Source organism: Streptomyces sp. WAC 06738, from assembly GCF_003945505.1.
In the GTDB taxonomy this organism is placed as follows: Bacteria; Actinomycetota; Actinomycetes; order Streptomycetales; family Streptomycetaceae; genus Streptomyces.
The window spans coordinates 7,793,155-7,812,428 of the sequence record NZ_CP029618.1 but is presented as its reverse complement, the minus strand read 5'-3'; the positions used below and the strand labels follow the sequence as shown (position 1 = coordinate 7,812,428).

Genomic DNA, 19,274 nt, shown 5'->3' with positions numbered 1-19,274 from the left:
GACGGGGTCACAGAAGGCCGTCTTCTGCCAGGTCGGCCTCGAACTCGTCCACCTCGTCCTGACCGAGGTCGAGCAGGGCGAAGTCGGACGGGGTGTGCCCGCCGGCCGCCGGATCCTCTGTGTGCGCGGCGAGCCCGGCCAGCAGGTCCAGCCAGGTGGCGCCCAGCCGTTCGGTCTCCTCGGCGCCGAGCAGACCGGCGGGCCGGCTCAGGGTCAGCGTCAGCTCGGGGCCGTCGGGCGTGTCGCGGACCACCGCGTTCGCCTCCAGCGCGTGCGCCACCGGCAGGTCCGGCGCGGCGGAGCCGCCGACCGCGGTCTCCCCGGCTGCCTGCCACGGCTCGGGGTCACCGACCGGGGATGCGGCGGGGAAGCGGCCGAGGTAGTTGAAGGCAATCTGGGGGCGCGACAGGGCAGCCACGGCATCGGCGGTCTTGGGGTTGAGGTAGCGCAGCAGCCCGTGGCCGAGGCCGTCACCGGGCACGGCCTGCACCTGCTCCTTGACCGCCTTCAGCAGCGCACCGGCCGCCGGTCCGCCGGCGCGCGCGTCGGAAAGATCGACGGCGGAGGCATCGAGGCGCAGCGGGTGGACGGCGGCGAACCAGCCGACCGTACGGGACAGGTCCATGTCCCCGAGCGGCTGACGGCCGTGGCCTTCGATGTCGACCAGCACGCCGTGGTGCGTCGTGTCGGGATGCCAGTGGACGACGGCCCCGGCGAGGGTCGCCAGCAGCACCTCGTGCACGCCGGTGTGGAAGACGGCGGGCGTACGGGCGGTAAGCGTCGCCGCCTGCTCGGCGGGCACGGTCCAGGTGTGCGAACGCATGGTCGCGGCGGTGTCGGTGGCGGGGTCGAGGGGGCGGTGGCCGAGGGGTGGTTCCGGGGTGGCGAGGAGGTCGGTCCAGGGCTGGAGTTCGTCGGTGCGGTGACTGCTGGCGGCCTGGGTGACGAGTGCGTGTGCCCAGTGCCGGAAGGGGGTGGGGACGGGGTCGAGGGTGGGCTGGCGGTTGTCGGCCAGCGCGGTGCATGCGGATTGGAGGTCGGGAAGGAGGATGCGCCAGGACATGCCGTCCACCACGAGGTGATGGGCGACCAGGACCAGCCGTCCGACCCGCGACGGACCGACATCCAGCCAGACGACGCGGACCATCGAACCGTCCTCGGGGCGCAACTGCGCCGCGGCAGTGCGGGCTTCGCGGGCGGCAAGCGCGTCGAGGTCGGTGGTGCCGGCGGCGTCGATGCGGGTGACGAGCCGGGCCGGGTCGACGGTGCCGCGTTCGGGGATGACCAGGAGAGGGTTCGCCGGATCCGAGACGTCGGCGCGGGCCCGGAGCACGTCGTGCACGTCGAGAAGGGCAGCCACACCGGCGGTGAGCACGTCGAGGCCCAGGACGGGAGGTGCGCCGACGACCGTCCACTGGACGAAGCCGGGAGCCGCCGCCCGTAGGCCGTGCGCCCGCATCACGGGCGTCCAGGGCGCGTCACCGACACCCGTGTCCGCGACGGCCGGCGCCGGCTCGGGCTCGGTGACCACGGCCAGCCGCGCGGGGGTCTTGGCCTCGAAGACCTGTCGGGGGGTGAGCACGAGCCCTTCACGGCGGGCGCGGGAGGCGAGTTGCATGGAGGTGATGGAGTCACCGCCGAGAGCGAAGAAGTCGTCATCCGCACCCACTCGTTCCACGCCCAGCACCTCGGCGAAGAGCGCGCACAGCGCGGCCTCGGTGGGATTCGCGGGAGCACGTCCGGAGACGCGCTCGGCGAGGTCGGGAGTCGGCAGGGCGGCACGGTCGATCTTGCCGTTGGGGGTGAGCGGCAGTGCGTCGAGCACGACGACGGCCGCGGGGATCATGTGCTCGGGCAGCCGGGTGGCGGTGAACTCGCGTACGGCGTCGGTGTCGACACCGCCGACCACGTAGGCCACGAGGCGCTTGTCGCCGGGGCGGTCTTCGCGTACGACAACCGCGGAGTGCGACACGTCGGGGTGGGCGGTGAGGACGGCTTCGATCTCACCGGGCTCGATACGGAACCCTCGGATCTTGACCTGCTCATCGGCGCGACCCGCGAAGTGCAGCAGCCCGTCGTCGGACCACCGGGCCAAGTCGCCGGAGCGGTACATGCGCGCACCGGGCTCGAAGGGGCAGGCGACGAAGCGTTCGGCGGTCAGCCCGCCGCGGCCGATATAGCCGCGAGCCAGGCCGGGACCCGCGATGTACAACTCGCCCACGACACCCGGGGGCACGGGCCGGAGGAAGCCGTCCAGCACGTAGGTGCGGGCGTTGCCGATCGGGCGGCCGATGGACGGAGGCGGATCGTGCGGCTCGATGTCCGCGTCCAGTGGGGTGGCGGTGGTGATGACGGTGGCCTCAGTCGGGCCATACGTGTTCCACACCCGCGCCTGGCCGGTCCAACGCGACGCCAGGTCCGCCGTCAGCAACTCGGCGCCCAGCACCCAGTTCCGCACGCCCGTGACCGCGGCCGGATCGAGAACGCTCAGGAGGGACGGCACCACACTCGCCACCGACACATCTGCGCTACGGATCATCTCCGCCAGCGCCGCCGGCTCCTCACGCTCCTCGCTCGACGCGATCGCCAACGTGCCACCCGCCGCCAGCGTGACCACGACATCCAGCACGGCGGCGTCGAAGCTGAACGACGCGAACTGCAACGCCGTCACACCCTCCGCTATACCGAGGACCGGACGCATCGCCTCGGCCAAATTCGCCGGGCCCTCATGCGGAACCGCCACGCCCTTCGGGCGACCCGTCGACCCCGACGTATAGATCACATACGCGAGCTGTCCTGGCTGGAGCGTCGTGCCCAACGGCTCTGCCGACTCGGCCTCAACCTCCCCCGCGGCCTCATCCAGCCGCACCGCACCCTCGGGCGCCAGCTCTCCCGTGCTCAGCACCACCTGCGCCCCGCTGTCGGAGGCCATGAACGCCAGCCGCTCCGCCGGATAGGCGGGGTCGAGCGGCACGTACGCGCCCCCGGCCTTCCACACCGCGAGCATCCCCGCGACCATCTCCACGCCCCGCGGCAGGCAGAGCCCCACCCGCGACTCCCGGCCCACCCCGAGCCTCTGGAGATACCGCGCCAGCCGATTCGCCCGCGCATCCAACTCCCCGTACGACAGCGCCACCGCCCCGCACCGCACGGCAACGGCATCCGGCGCCCGCCGGACCCGCTCCTCGAACCGGTCCAGCACCGAACCCGGCGGCACCACCAGCTCCGTGGCGTTCCACCCCGACACCACCGCCGCGCGCTCGCGAACGTCCAGTACATCCACGTCCCCGACCCGCACCTCCGGTTCCGCCACCACCCGCTCCAGCACCCGCACCAACCGCCGCGCCAGCGCCTCCGCCTCGTCCGCCCCGAACAGATCCGGCCGGTAGGTCAGCCGGACTTCGAGCTGGTCGGTGACGTCGACGCCGAGCGTCAGCGGGTAGTTGGTCGCTTCGCGGGAGTCCAGGACGTCGATGGACAGGGCGTCGCGGCCCGCGGTGTCCTCCGGCGGCCTCGGGTAGTTCTCGTAGACGACGAGGGTGTCGAAGGTCGCGCCCGCACCGCCCAGCTTCTGGACCTCCTGGAGTCCCAGGTGCTGGTGACCCATCAGGGCCGACTGCCGCCGCTGCACGTCCGCGAGGAGATCCGCCACCCGCTGCCCGCCGTCCAACCGCACCCGCACCGGCAACGTGTTGATGAAGAGACCGACCATCGCCTCGACACCCGGTAACTCCGGAGGGCGCCCCGCCACCGTCGCGCCAAATACGACATCCGAACGACGCGCCAACCGCGCCAGCACCAACGCCCACGCCCCCTGCACCACCGTGTTGACCGTCAGCCCTCGCCCACGCGCCCACGCCCCCAGAGCAGCAGTCGCTTCGCGCCCCAGCCGCGCCTCGGTCTGCTCCGGCAGCACCGCCGACCGCCCGGGATCCGCGGGCACGACCTGCGTCGGCTCGTCCACTCCCGCCAGCTCCGCCCGCCACGCCTCCCGCGCCGCCTCCTTGTCCTGCCGGCCCAGCCAGGCCAGGTAATCCCGGTACGAGGCGGCGCGCTTGAGCGCGGAGGCGTCGCCTCCCGCCTCGTACACCGCGGACAGCTCGCCGAGCAGCACCGGCATCGACCAGCCGTCCATCAGGATGTGGTGGGTCGTCATCACCAGCCGGTGGCGCCGGTCGCCGAGCCGGACGAGGAGCAGCCGCAGTAGGGGTGGCGTCGCGGGGTTCAGCCGCTGCGCGCGCTCCTCGGCGGCCAGCTTTTCGAGCCGGGCGGCGGCGTCCGGTCCTCTGGCACCGGACAGGTCGGCCTCGCGCCAGGGCAGCCGGACCTCGCGGGCGATGAGCTGGACGGCTTCGCCGGAGGCGCGCCGGTGGAAGCTGGCGCGCAGGGCGCCGTGCCGGGCGAGCAGCGTCTCCCAGGAGGCGCGCAGGCGCGCGGCGTCCAGGGGGCCGTCGAGGCCGAGGACGAACTGCACGGTGTAGAGGTCGGGGCCGGTGTCGTCGTAGCCGGCGTGGAACAGCAGGCCCTCCTGCAGCGGCGACAGCGGCCACACTTCCAGGGCCGGACGGGTGGCGGCGGTGTGGGTCTTCACCGGGACAGTCCTCCTTCGATCGTGCCGGCGATCTCTTCGAGCCGTTCGACGTCGTCCTGGCCGAGGTCGAGGAGGGGGAAGTCGGAGGGGGTGTGCCCGCCGGCGGCGGGGTCCTCGGTGTGCGCGGCGAGGCCGGCGAGCATCTCCAGCCAGGTGTCTCCGAGGCGTTCGGCGTCGGCCCGGTCCAGCAGGTCGGGCGGCCAGCCGAGGGTGAACGACAGCTCGGGGCCGGCGGCGCTGTCGCGGATGACGGCGTTCGTGCCCAGGGCGTGCAGTATCGGCATGTCGGGCGGGGCCGTGCCGCCGACGGCGCTCTCGCCCGCGGGCTGCCAGGCCGCCACGGGTCCCGCGCCACGGGCGGGGAACCTGCCGAGGTAGTTGAAACCCAGTTCCGGCTGCGGCAGCGCCGCCACCGCCGCGGCCGTGTCCGCGTTGAGGTAGCGCAGGAGCCCGTGGCCGAGGCCGTCGCCTGGTACCGCCTGGGCCTGTTCCTTGACGGCCTTGAGGAGCCGTCCGGCGGCCGGCCCGCCGGCGCGAACATCGTCGAGGTCGATGCCGTGCAGGTCGAGGCGGAGCGGGTGGACGCTGGTGAACCAGCCCACGGTGCGCGACAGGTCGAGGTTTCCGGCCGGCTCACGGCCGTGGCCCTCGACGTCCACCAGGACGGTTCCGCGTGCTCCCGGGCGCCAGTGGGCCACCGCCGCGGCGAGGGTGGCGAGCAGCACTTCGTGGACACCGCAATGGAAGGCGGCGGGCGTCCGGCCGGTGAGCGTCACCGCTTGGTCCGCCGGGAGGGTCCAGGACGCGTTCTGCAGCGATACGACGGTGTCGGTCGCCGGGTCCGGCGGACGACGGGTCAGCGCAGGTGCGCCGGCGCCCAGTTGTGCACTCCAGCGTTGAAGTTCGGCCTGCCGGTCCTTGCTCACCGCCTGCGCCGCAAGCTCCCGCGACCAGCGGCGGAACGACGTCGCCACCGGCTCCAGCTCCGGCTTCCGCCCCTCGCCCACCGCCTCGCACGCGGCCCGCAGGTCGGGCAGCAGGATCCGCCACGACACCCCGTCGACCACGAGATGGTGGACGAGGAGCGCGATGCGCCCCACCCGGGCGGGCCCGGCGTCGAGCCATACGGCGTGGACCATGACGCCGCTCGCCGGGTCCAGCCGGTTGACGGCCGCGCGCGCGGCCTGCTCGGCGAGCCCGTCCAGGTCGTCGACGTCCGCGGCGTCGATACGGGTCACACGGGCGGCCGGGTCCACCGTGCCGCGCCGCGCGACGAGGAGGCGGGGGGCCTCCTCGTCGGACAGGTCCGCTCTGGCCCGTAGCACGTCGTGGGTGTCCAGCAGTGCGCCAATGCCGCCGGCGAGCGCCTCGGGGCCGAGGCCCGCCGGGGCACCGACGACCATCCACTGCGCGAACTCCCGGCCCGCGGTCCGCGGACCGAGCCGGCGCATCACCGGCGTCCACGGCACCTCGCCGACGCCGCTGTCGGCGCCGTGCTCCGCCGCGGGCGCCGCCGCCAGGGTGGCGGGCACGGCCAGGCGCTCAGGGGTCCGCTCGTCGAAGACCTGCCGGGGCGTGAGCACAAGTCCGGCGCGGCGGGCACGGGAGGCGAGCTGCATGGAGGTGATGGAGTCACCGCCGAGAGCGAAGAAGTCGTCATCCGCGCCGACCCGTTCCAGTCCCAGCACCTCGGCGAAGAGCGCGCACAGCGCGGTCTCCGTCTCGCCCTCGGGCGGGCGGCCGGTGGCGTGCTCGGCGAAGTTCGGTGCGGGCAGGGCGGTCCTGTCGACCTTTCCGCTGGTGGTACGCGGCAGCCCGGGCAGCACGAGCACGGCTGCCGGCACCATGTAGTCCGGCAGCGCCGCGGCCGCCTCCTCGCGCACCCGCCGCGGGTCGACGTCCGGCCCTTCCGCGACGACGTAGCCGACGAGCCGCTTGTCGCCGGGGCCGTCAGCGCGCGCGACCACCACGGCCTCGGCGACCCCGGCGGCCTCCCGCAGCGCGGCCTCGATCTCGCCCAGTTCGATACGGTGCCCGCGGACCTTGACCTGTTCGTCGGCGCGGCCGACGAAGACCAGCTCGCCGTCGTCGGTCCAGCGCACGAGGTCGCCGGTGCGGTACATCCGCTCGCCGGGCGTGAACGGGCAGGCCACGAACCGCTCCGCGGTCAGCCCCTGCCGCCCCAGATAGCCGCGGGCGACTCCGGCCCCGGCGAGATACAGCTCGCCCGCCACCCCCGGCGGCACGGGCTGGAGGAACGCGTCCAGCGCGTACACCCGGGAGTTGGTGACGGGGCCGCCGATCGGCGGGGTGCCGCGGGGGTCGCGGATCCGGCCGAGCGTGGAGGCGACGGTCGCTTCGGTGACGCCGTATTCGTTGAAGAGCTCGCGGCCGGTGAGCCAGCGGCGGCGCAGCTCGGGCGACCCGGGTTCGCCGCCGAGGACGACGCTGCGCAGCTCCGGCAGGTCGGCGGGCGGTACTTCGGCGAGCAGCGTCGGAGTGGTGGCGACGTAGGTGACAGACTCGTCGCGCATCAGGCGGGCCAGCTCGTCGCCGGAGAGGTCGAGCCGGGCGGGTCCGAGCACGAGCCGGCCGCCGGCGCAGAGCACCGGCCAGATGTCGCTCATCGAGACGTCGAAGCTCGGCGACACCAGTTGCAGGACGCGGCTGCCGGGGCCGAATCCGTACTGCGCGAGGCGGTCGGCGACGAGGTTGCGCAGGCCGCGGTGGGAGGCGACGACACCCTTGGGGGTGCCGGTGGAGCCGGAGGTGTAGATGACGTACGCGGCATGATCGGCCGTCAGCGGACCCCGCCGCTCCTCCGCCCGCAGCACCCCGCCCGGATACGCGGCCACCTCGGCCGCCACCGCCGAATCGTCCAGCACCACCGGCCGCACGTTCTCCGGCAGCACGTCCCGCGTCGCCGCCGTGCACAAGACCACCGCCGGATCGGCATCCCCCAGCACGAACGCCAGCCGCTCGGCCGGATACTCGGGATCCACAGGCACGAACACACCCCCGGCCAGCGACACCGCAAGCAACGCCTCGACCAGCACAGCCGACCGCTCCACCACCACCGCCACCCGAACCTCAGGCCCCACCCCCGCCGCCACCAGATACCGGCCCAACCGCCCCGCACGAACCCCCAGCTCCCCGTACGACAGCGACTCCCCGCCGGCCACCAGCGCCACCGCCTCCGGCGACCGCCCCACCTGAGCGGAGAACGATTCGGGGGCCAGCGGCTCGGGCACGGGCGCCGCGGTGTCGTTCCAGCGGGTCGTGACCAGCGCGCGCCGCCGCGCGTCGATGGCGTGGAGGCGCCCGACGGGCGCGGCCGGATCGGCGACGAGCTGCTCCAGCACCCGCACGAAGGACGCGGTGACGATCTCGGCCCGGCTAGGCTCGAACACGTCGCGCCGGTAGAAGAGCTCGGCCCGCAGTTGCTCGCCGGGCCAGGCGATGAGCGTCAGCGGGTAGTGGCCGGCGTCCTGGGGCTCACCGGCGAAGCGGATGGACAGTGCCTCGGGGTCGTCGGACTCGGCGGAGGTGAGGGGGTAGTTCTCGTAGACGACGAGGGTGTCGAACGTGGCGCCGGGGCCGGCGAGCTTCTGCACGTCGGGCAGCCCGATGTGCTGGTGCGCCATCAGGCCGACCTGGCGCCGCTGGAGGTCGGCGAGGAGTTCCACCGCGGGACGGGCGGGGTCGAGCCGGACGCGGACGGGCAGCGTGTTGATGAAGAGGCCGACCATGGCCTCGACGCCGGGCAGTTCGGGCGGGCGGCCCGCGGCGGTGGCGCCGAAGACGACGTCGTCGCGGCCGGTGAGCCGGGCCAGGACCAGCGCCCAGGCGCCCTGCACCACCGTGTTGACCGTCAGGCCCTGCGCACGCGCCAGCTCCGCCACTCCCGCCGACAGCTCCGCGCCGAGCGTGAAGCGCACCCGCCCGGGCACCACCGGCCCTTCGAGCGCGTCCGGCGGTACGACGAGCGTCGGCTCGTCGGCCCCGGCCAGCTCGGCGCGCCAGGCGGCCTGCGCCCGGCCCTTGTCCTGGCGGCGCAGCCATGCCAGGTACTGCCCGTAGGAGGGGGCGGGCTTGAGCATCGACAGGTCGCCGCCCGCCTCGTACACCGCGGCCAGTTCGCGCAGCAGGATCGGCATCGACCAGCCGTCGATGAGGATGTGATGGGTCGTCACCACCAGCCGGTGCCGCTCCTCGCCGAGCCGGACGAGGAGCAGGCGCAGCAGCGGGGCCGCGGCGAGGTCGATGGGCCGGGCGCGTTCCGCGTCGGCCAGTGCCTGGGTCTCGGCGAGCGCGTCGGCCCGGGGCAGCGCGGACAGGTCCGCGTCCCGCCACGGCAGTTCCACCTCGCGGGTGATGAGCTGGACGGCCTCGCCGGAGGGGCGCCGGTGGAAGCTGGCGCGCAGCGCCGGGTGCCGGGCGAGGAGCCCGGCCCAGGCGGCGCGGAAGCGCCGGTGGTCCAGCGGCCCGTCCACGTCGAGCATGAACTGCACGGCGTAGACGCCGGGGTTGTCGGTGTCGAAACCGGCGTGGAACAGGAGACCTTCCTGCAGCGGCGACAGGGGCCACATCTCTGCCAGGGCGGAGCCTTTGGCGACGGCTGAAGGGTTCACCGGGTCAGTCCTCCTTGGAGCTTCGCCGCGATCGCTTCGAACTGGTCGATCTCGTCCTGGCCGAGGTCGAGGAGGGGGAAGTCGGAGGGGGTGTGCCCGCCGGCCGCCGGGTCGTCGGTGTGGGCGGCGAGCCCGGCGAGCATGTCCAGCCAGACGCGGCCGAGTCGGTCCGCGTCCGCGTCGGTCAGGATCCCGCCGGCCCAGGCGAGCGCGAGAGTGAGCTCGGGGCCCGCGGAGGTGTCGCGGACGACCGGATTGGCCTCCAGCGCGTGGGTGATCGCCATGCCGGGCGCGGCCGAGCCGCCGACGGCGGTCTCCCCGGCCGGCTGCCACGCCTCGACGCGGCCCGCGCGGGGGCCGGCGGTGAAGCGGCCCAGGTAGTTGAAGCCGACCTGCGGTGCGGGCAGGGCGGCCAGCACCTCGGCAGTCTCCGGGTTGAGGTGCCGCAGCAGGCCGTGGCCGAGACCGTCGCCGGGCACGGCCTGCGCCTGCTCCTTGACGGACTTCAGCAGCTCACCCGCGGCCGGGCCGCCGCCGCGGACCTCGTCCAGGTCGATGCCGCCGAGATCGAGCCGCAGCGGGTGGACCGCGGTGAACCAGCCCACGGTCTGCGACGGGTCGAGGTCGCCGAGTTCCTCCCGACCGTGGCCCTCCATGTCCACCAGCAGCCCCGTGTGCCCGCCGGGGCGCCAGCGCGCGACGGCGGCGGCGAAGGTGGCGAGCAGCACTTCGTGCACGCCGCAGTGGTACGCCGTGGGCGTACGGGTCAGGAGGGTGGCCGCCTGCTCCGCGGGCACGGTCCAGGACGCGCGGCGCTGGGTGCGCGCGGTGTCGGCGGCCGGGTCGAGCGCCCGCCTGCCGACCAGCGGTTCGGGCTCGACCAGCAGCTTCGTCCACTGCTCCAGCTCCGCCTGGCGCGCCTCGCCCGCGGCCTGGGCGACGAGTGCGCGCGCCCAGCGGCGGAACGACGTCGGCACGGGGTGGAGGCGGGGCGGCAGGCCCGCGGCCAGCGCCTCGCAGGCGTTCCGCAGGTCGGGCAGGAGGACGCGCCAGGACACGCCGTCGACCGCGAGGTGGTGGACGACGAGCGCGAGGCGGCCGGTGCGGTACGGGCCCGCGTCCAGCCACACCACCCGCAGCATCCCGGCGCCGGCCGCGGGGTCGAGCCCGGCCGCCGCCTCGGCCGCCGCCCTGCCGGCGGTCTCGTCCAGCTTCCCGTCGGGCACGTCGGCGGCGTCGACGCGGGTGATCAGCGCGGCGGCGTCGAGAGAGCCGGGCTCCGGGACGAGGATGCGGGGGTGCGGATCGGCCGGAGCGGTGCGGGCGCGCAGCATGTCGTGCGCGTCGAGCACGGCGGCCACGCCGCCTGCCAGCACCCCGTGCGCCAGCCCGGCGGGGGCGCCCACCACCGTCCACTGCGTGAACCCGGCGCCGGCGACACCCGCGCCGATCCACCGCATCACCGGCGTCCACGGCACCTCGCCCACGCCCGAGCCGCCGTCGGCATCCCCGCTGCCCGCGGGCGCCTCCCCGCCGGGCCCGGCGGTCTCCAGGGCCACGGCCAGCCGCTCGGGGGTGCGCTCCTCGAAGATCTGGCGCGGCGTCAGCACAAACCCGGCCTTGCGGGCGCGGGACGCCAGTTGCATGGACGTGATGGAGTCCCCGCCCAGCTCCAGGAAACTGTCGTCGGCACCGACCCGGGCCAGCCCGAGCACGTCGGCGAAGAGCGCGCACAGCGCCGTCTCCGCGGCGCCCCTCGGCGCCCGGCCGGTCGCCCGGCCGGCGAAGTCCGGGGCGGGCAGCGCCTTGCGGTCCACCTTCCCGTTCGCCGTCACCGGCATCGCGTCGAGCACCAGCACCGCGGCCGGCACCATGTACTCCGGCAGCAGCTCCGAGGCGTACGCGCGCAGCGCGTCCTCGGTGACGTACCGCCCGCCGTCCGCGACGACGTACCCCACCAGCCGCTTGTCGCCCGGCCGGTCCTCGCGGGCCACGACCACGGCCTGCCCGACCGCCTCGTGACCGGCGAGCACGGCCTCGATCTCGCCCAGCTCCACGCGGAAGCCGCGCACCTTCACCTGCGCATCCGCCCGCCCGGCGAACTCCAGCACACCGCCGCCGGTCCAGCGCACCAGGTCACCCGAGCGGTACATCCGCTCCCCCGGCGCGAACGGGCAGGCCACGAACCGCTCCGCCGTCAGCTCCGGCCGGTCCGCGTAGCCGCGGGCCAGGCCGGCCCCGGCGATGTACAGCTCGCCGGTCACCCCGGCGGGCACCGGGCGCAGGAAGCTGTCCAGCACGTACAGCCGCATGTTGTCGAGGGGCCCGCCGATCGGCACGGACGCCGGGACGGGCGCGCCGGGCTCGATGCGGTACGAGGTCGCGAACGTGGTGGTCTCCGTCGGCCCGTACCCGTCCACGACCACCAGCTCCGGGCACGCCGCACGCACCCGGCGCACCGCCTCCGCCTGCACCGCGTCGCCGCCGGTCCACACCTCGCGCAGCCCGCGCAGGCACTCTGGGTCGTCCTGCGCGAACAGGTGGAAGAGCGCGGCCGTCAGCCACATCGCGGAGATCCCGTGCCGCCGGATCAGCTCCCGCAGCCGCGCGGGCGTCACCACGCCGGACGGCGCGACGACGACCCGGCCGCCGGTCAGCAGCGGCGCCCACAGCTCGTACGTGGCGGCGTCGAACGTCTGCGGAGAGTGGAAGAGGACCCGCTCGTGGCCGCGGGCGAAACGGCCGTCGCGCGCGAGGTCCGCCACGTCGCCGTGCGTGACCTCGACGCCCTTCGGCAGCCCGGTCGACCCGGACGTGTACATCACGTACGCCACGTCGTCCGGACCGAGGGACACCGGGTCCGCGGCGGCAGAGGCGAGCAGTTCGGCGGCCGGGACGACCTGTGCCGCCGAGGTGCCCGGCTGCCCGTCCGCCACGGTCAGTACGGTCCGGCCGAGCGCCAGTTCGGTGCGCGCTGCCGGCCAGTCCGCGGCCACCGGGACGTACCCGGCGCCGGCCTTGGCGATGCCGAGGAGCACGATCACCAGCTCCGCGGACCGCTCCATCACCACGCCCACGAGATCCCCGCGCCGCACTCCGCGCGCGGCGAGCCCGCCGGCGACCCGGTCTGCGGCCTCGTTCAGCTCGGCGTACGTCCACTCCCGCTCGCCGTCGACCAGCGCGACTGCATCGGCGCACCGGGCCGCCCGCTCGCCGAACAGCTCAGGCAGCGCACCCTTTGCGCGGGGGCGGTCGGTGTCGTTGAAGTCCCGCAGCACCCGGGTCCGCTCCGGGCCGCCGAGGACGTCGATCCGGCCGACAGGCACCCCGGGGTCGGCCGCCATCCGCTCCAGGACGTGCACGAGCCGGTCGAGGACGGCGCCGGCCGCGGTGGCGTCGAAGGAGTCGAGCCGGTGGCTCAGCTTCAGCCGCAGCCCACCTGCGGGATCGGCGACCAGCGTGAGCGGGTAGTTCGTCTCGCCCCAGACCGCCGCCTCGGTGAAGCGCAGCCCCGCCGGAGCCGGACCGTGGGCGGCGTGCGGGTCGGCGGAGGCGTCGATGGCGTCGGAAGCGGAGGGGAAGTTCTCGAAGGCCATCACGGTGTCGAACGTCGCGCCCGGCCCGGCGAGCCGCTGGATGTCCGCGAGACCGAGGTGCTGGTGGTCCATCAGCGCCGCCCGCTGCGCCTGTACGTCCGCCAAGAGGTCCGCGACGCGCTGCGCCGGTTCGAGCCGTACACGCACCGGGACCGTGTTGATGAACAGCCCCAGCATGTGCTCCATGCCCGGCAGCTCCGCCGGGCGCCCGGCGACCGCGGCGCCCAGCACCACGTCACTACGGCCCGCGAGCTGGCCCACGACCATCGCCCAGGCCGTCTCGATCACGGTGTTGAGCGTCACCCCGTGCGCACGGACCAGCCCGGCCAGCGCCTCTTCCAGGGCGGCGCCGGCGCTGCGCACGAGATCCCGTGAGGGGGCGTCGGCGGCGCCGTCACTCCCGGGGGCGACGAGTGTCGGCTCGTCCACGTCGGCGAGCGCCCGCCGCCACGCCTCCGCGGCGGTCTCCTTGTCCTGCCGGGCCAGCCAGGCGAGGTAGTCGCGGTACGGCGTCACGGGTGGCAGCCCGGCTGCGCTGCCCCCGGCCGCGTAGCACGCCCACAACTCGCGCCGCAGAATCGGCACCGACCAGCCGTCGAGCGCCAGATGATGGAGGGTGAGCACCATCCGGTACCGCTCGGCGCCCGTCCGCAGCAGCGCCACCCGCAGCAGCGGCGGGCGCTCCAGGTCGAACCGCCGGGCGCGCTCGGCTGCGGCGATCCGCTCCGACTCCGCCCACGCCTCGGCGGGGCCCAGCGCGGTCAGGTCTTCCTCGCGCCACGGCAGTTCGGCGTCCTCGACCACCACCTGCACCGGCCGGGCCACGCCGGGCAGATTCCGGAACCCGGCGCGCAGGCTGGCGTGGCGGGCGAGCAGCGCCTGCCACGACGCCCGCAGAACAGCGGTGTCGAGCGGGCCTTCCACGCCGAGCACGAGCTGTCCGACGTAAACGTCGGCGGCCTGCTCGTCGTAGACCGCGTGGAACAACAGCCCTTCCTGCAACGGCGATACCGGCAGCACCTCCACCAGCCCGGGGACGGCGGCCGACAGCTCGTCCCGTACCTCCGGCGCCAGGTCGACGAGCGGTGGCGCATCGAAAGCTCCGGCGGCGTCGGTCACGGTGGCCGCGACGGCGGCAAGCCGGGCGGGGGTACGGAGCTGGAACACCTGGCGCGACGTGAACGCCAACCCCGTCCGCTGAGCAGCCGACACGAGCAGCATCGAACGGATCGAGTCACCGCCGAGAGCGAAGAAGGAGTCATCGGCGCCGACGCGCTCCACGCCGAGAACGTCGGCGTACAGCTCACAGAGCAGCACCTCACGCGGCGTCGCGGGAGCACGTCCCGCACTCCCTTTCGCCTCCGGAGCGGGCAGGGCCTTGCGGTCGAGCTTGCCGTTGGGCGTGAGGGGCAGAGCATCGAGGACGACGACGGCCGCGGGGATCATGTGCTCGGGCAGCCGGGTGGCGGTGAACTCCCTTACGGCGTTGGTGTCGACACCGCCGACCACGTAGGCGATGAGGCGCTTGTCGCCGGGGCGGTCTTCGCGTACGACAACCGCGGCGTGCGACACGTCGGGATGAGCCGCGAGGACGGCTTCGATCTCACCGGGCTCCATGCGGAAGCCGCGGATCTTGACCTGCTCATCGGCGCGACCCGCGAAGTGCAGCAGCCCGTCGTCGGACCACCGGGCCAAGTCGCCGGAGCGGTACATGCGCGCACCGGGCTCGAAGGGGCAGGCGACGAAGCGTTCGGCGGTCAGCCCGCCGCGGCCGATATAGCCGCGAGCCAAGCCCGGTCCTGCGATATACAACTCGCCCACGACACCCGGGGGTACGGGCCGGAGGAAGCCGTTCAGCACGTAGACGCGCATGTTGCCGATCGGGCGGCCGATGGGCGGAGGCGCGTCGTGCGGCTCGATGTCCGTGCCCAACGGGGTGGCGGTGGTGATGACGGTGGCCTCAGTCGGGCCGTACGTGTTCCACACCCGCGCCTGGCCGGTCCAACGCGACGCCAGGTCCGCCGTCAGCAACTCGGCGCCCAGCACCCAGTTCCGCACGCCCGTGACCGCGGCCGGATCGAGAATGCTCAGCAGCGAAGGCACCACGCTGGCGACCGACACCCCGGCCTTACGGATCATCTCGGCCAGCGCCGCCCGGTCTTCGCGCTCTTCGTCCGACGCGATCGCCAACGTGCCGCCCGCCGCCAGGGTGACGGCGACATCCAGGACGGCGGCGTCGAAGCTGAACGACGCGAACTGCAGCGCCGTCACACCCTCCGCGATACCGAGGACCGGTCGCATCGCCTCGGCCAAGTTCGCCGGCCCCTCGTGCGGAACCGCCACGCCCTTCGGGCGACCCGTCGATCCGGAGGTGTAGATGACGTACGCCAGCTCATCGAGCCCGACCCACCGCTCCACCGCCGCACAGGACTGCGCCGCGATCTCCGCTGATGCCTCGTCCAGCAGCACGACCCGAGCCGCACCCGTGGGCACCTCCGCCAACGACCCGGCCGCGCCGACGACCACCGCGGCTCCGCTGTCAGCGATCATGAAGCCCAACCGGTCCGCCGGATAGCCGGGATCGAGCGGCACATACGCGCCCCCGGCCTTCCACACCGCGAGCATCCCCGCAACCATCCCGACCCCGCGCGGCAGACACAGCCCCACCCGCGACTCCCGGCCCACACCAAGCCGCCGCAGATACCGCGCCAGCCGATTCGCCCACGCATCCAGCTCCCCGTACGACAGCGCCACCGCGCCACACCGGACAGCCACCGCCTCCGGCCCTCGCCGCGCCCGCTCCTCGAACCGGTCCAGCACCGAACCCGACGGCACCGCCAACTCCGTCGCATTCCACCCCGACAGCACGGCCGCACGCTCGGTCTCGGCCAGTGCGTCGATGCCGCCGATCCGCCCGCCGGGGTCGGCGGCCATCTGCGCGAGCACGCGGACGAACCGGTCCGCCACTGCCTGCGCGGACCGCTCGTCGAATGCGTCCAGCCGGTAGTCGAGCCAGAGCTTCATGCCCTCGCCGGGCTCCACGCCCAGGGCCAGGGCGTACGTCGTCGACTCGCGCAGCCGGGACTCCGTGACCCGCAGGGGCTCCGGCGGCGCGCTCGCATCGGCGCCGTAGGTCCGGAGCGTCATCAGCGTGTCGAACATGGCGCCGGGCCCGGCGAGGCGCTGGATGTCCGCGAGACCGAGGTGCTGGTGCTCCAGGAGCGCGGTCTGCTGGGCCCGGACCACGTCGAGCAGTTCGGCGATCGTCTGCGCCGGGTCCAGCCGGACCCGCACGGGGACCGTGTTGAGGAACAGCCCGACCATGTCGGCCACGCCCGGCAGTTCCGCCGGCCGGCCCGCGACCACGCTGCCGAAGACGACGTCGCTGCGGCCCGCGAGCTGCCCCACGACCATCGCCCACGCGGTCTCCAGCAGCGTGTTCAGCGTGAGGCCGCGGCGGCGGGCCAGGTCCGCCAGCGCCGTGGTCAGCCCGGTGCCCGGTTCCGCGACCACCTTGCCGGTCCGTGCCGGTTCACCGTCGTGCCGTGTCGGTGCCAAAAGCGTCGGCTCGTCCACGTCGGCGAGCGCCCGCCGCCACGCCTCCGCGGCGGTCTCCTTGTCCTGCCGGGCCAGCCACGCCAGGTGGTCGCGGTGCGGCGTCGCGGGAGGCAGGACGGAAAGGTCGGCGCCCGCCGCGTAGAGGGTCCACAGCTCGCGCAGGACGATCGGCAGCGACCAGCCGTCCAGGGCGATGTGGTGGAGGGTGAGCACCATCCGGTACCGCTCGGCACCGACCCACAGCAGCGCCACGCGCAGCAGCGGCGGCCGCGCCGGATCGAACCGCCGCCCCCGCTCGGCGTCCGCGATCCGCTCCGACTCCGCCCGCGCCTCCGTGACGCCGAGCCCGGACAGGTCCTCCTCGCGCCAGGGCAGCCCGACGTCCCCGACGATCACCTGCACCGGCTGCGTCATGCCTGACGGCTGCCGGAAACCGGCGCGCAGACCGGCGTGACGGTCCAGCAGCGCCTGCCACGCCAGCCGCAGCCGGCGCGGGTCCAGCGGGCCGTCGATGTCCAGGATCAGTTGGCCGACATACGCGTCCGGCTCCTGGTCGTCGTACAGCGCGTGGAACAGCAGGCCCTCCTGCAGCGGGGAGAGCGGCAGCACGTCCACGAGCCCGAGCACGGACGCGGCCAGTTCCGCGCGCTGCTCGGCGTCGAGGTGCAGCAGCGGCGCGTCGGCGACCGCTTCGGCCGGGGCCGCGCCGTGGCCCGACGCGGCAAAGGCCGCCAGTCCCGCCGGTGTCCCGGCCTCGAACACCTGCCGGGTGGTCAGCGCCAAGCCCGCCTCGCGGGCGGCGGACACCAGCAGCATCGAGCGAATCGAATCGCCGCCGAGGGCGAAGAAGTTGTCGTCGGAACCGACATGCTCGACGCGCAGCACGTCAGCGAACAGCTCGCAGATCCGCTGCTCCAGCGGCGTCGCGGGGGCGCGCCCGCGTACGGGCCCGCCGGGCCCGGGTGGGGGCAGAGCCGAGCGGTCGACCTTGCCGTTGGGGGTCAGCGGCAGCGCGTCGAGGACCACGAGGGCGGCGGGCACCATGTGCTCGGGCAGCCGCCCGGCGGAGAACTCCCGGAGGTCATCCGCGTCCACGCCGCCCTGCGCCGCCACGACATAGCCGACGAGCCGCTTGCCGCCCGGCCGGTCCTCCCGCACGACGACCGCCGCCTGCGACACCCCCGGATGGGCGGCGAGCACCGACTGCACCTCGCCGGGCTCGATGCGGAAACCGCGGATCTTCACCTGCTCGTCGGCGCGGCCCACGAACACCAGATCGCCGTCCGCCGTCCAACGGGCCAGGTCCCCCGAGCGGTACATCCGCTCACCGGCCGCGAAGGGGCAGGCGACGAACCGCTCCGCCGTCAGCGCGCCCCGGCCGATGTAGCCGCGGGCCAGGCCGGCACCGGCGATATACAACTCCCCGGTCACGCCCGGCGGCACGGGCCGCAGCCGGGCGTCCAGCACGTGGACGCGGGTGTTGCCGAGAGGGCGGCCGATCGGGGGCGGCGGGTCGTCCGGGGCGATGTCGGCGGCGAGGGGGGTGGCGGTGGTGATGACGGTGGCCTCGGTCGGGCCGTACGTGTTCCACACCCGCGCCTGCCCGGTCCAGCGCGACGCCAGGTCCGCGGTGAGCAACTCCGCGCCCAGCACCCAGTTCCGCACACCCCTGACCGCAGCCGGATCAAGGACGCTCAGCAGCGAAGGCACCACGCTCGCCACGGACACACCCGAGTCACGGATCATCTCCGCCAGCGCCGCCGGCTCCACCCGCTCCTCGTCCGACGCGATCGCCAGGGTGCCGCCGGCCGCCAGCGTGACCGCGACGTCCAGCACCGCCGCGTCGAAGCTGAACGACGCGAACTGCAGCGCCGTCACACCCTCGGCGGCACCGAGGACCGGACGCATCGCCTCAGCCAGGTTCGCCGCGCCACCGTGCGGAACCGCGACGCCCTTCGGCCGACCCGTCGATCCGGAGGTGTAGATCACGTACGCCAACTGCCCCCGTGCCGACGGTCTGCCCAGCGGCTCCGCCGATGCCGCGGCGATCTCCTCCGCCGCGTCGTCCAGCGACACCACGCGCCCCGCCGACTCCGATACCACCCCCGCCGTGGCACCGGTCGTCAGCACGACCGTGGCTGCGCTGTCGGCGACCATGAACGCCAACCGCTCCGCCGGATACGCCGGATCCAGGGGCACATACGCGCCGCCGGCCTTCCATACCGCGAGGATCCCCGCGACCATCTCCACGCCCCGCGGCAGGCAGAGGCCCACCCGCGACTCCCGAGCCACACCCAGCCCCCGCAGATACCGCGCCAGCCGGTTCGCCCGCTCGTCCAGCTCCCCGTACGACACCGTGTCGGCGCCGCACCGCACGGCGCACACGCTCGGTGTGCACCGCGCCCGCTCCTCGAACCGGTCCAGGACCGTCCCGGACGGCACCGCGAAGGGCGTCTCGTTCCACCCCGACACCACCAGCCCCCGCTCCCCCGTACCCAGCAGATCCACGTCGCCCACCCGGACATCCGGGTCGGCGCGCACGCGCTCCGCGAATCTCACGAACATCCGTCTCAGTGCGGCCCCCGTCTCCGGTATGGACTCGGGAACCGTGCAAGCGGGCACCGCACATGGCGCCGCGCCCCCGGATATCGATCCGCCGTCCGCCCTGCCCGCCTTCCCCGAAGCGGCGAGCAATTCCACGGCCCGCCACTGGAGTTCGTCCAGCGTGCTCTCCGGAGCGATCTCCATGCGCAAGGCACCGAACATCTCCCCCTCGATGACCACGGCGACTTCCCGGTCGCCCATCAGCCGGTGAAAGAATCCCGCCGCCACGGCCGCCGCCTTTGTCGCGGACGCTTCGATGTGCACCGCGAGATCGAGGCCATCCGTGAATCGGAG

At 74.2% G+C, this 19,274-nt stretch carries 3 protein-coding genes; all 3 read right to left on the bottom strand.

Annotated elements, in window-relative coordinates; all coding sequences use genetic code 11:
• Positions 1-7: 7 nt before the first annotated feature.
• The 3 genes from DMB38_RS33850 to DMB38_RS33840 are packed head-to-tail and all read right to left on the bottom strand — an operon-like array spanning position 8 to position 18,941.
• The gene (locus DMB38_RS33850) at positions 8-4,591 is read right to left on the bottom strand and encodes a non-ribosomal peptide synthetase (protein ID WP_240662622.1); all 4,584 of its coding nucleotides are present in this window, start codon (positions 4,589-4,591) and stop codon (positions 8-10) included.
• Complete coding sequence (locus DMB38_RS33845) at positions 4,588-9,222, bottom strand: non-ribosomal peptide synthetase (RefSeq protein WP_125938383.1); 4,635 nt, start codon at positions 9,220-9,222, stop codon at positions 4,588-4,590. Before DMB38_RS33845 ends, DMB38_RS33850 begins: the two co-directional genes overlap by 4 nt.
• Positions 9,219-18,941, bottom strand: coding sequence for a non-ribosomal peptide synthetase (locus DMB38_RS33840; RefSeq protein WP_240662621.1), 9,723 nt, complete (start codon positions 18,939-18,941; stop codon positions 9,219-9,221). The genes DMB38_RS33845 and DMB38_RS33840 overlap by 4 nt, the downstream gene beginning before the upstream one ends.
• Positions 18,942-19,274: the final 333 nt, after the last annotated feature.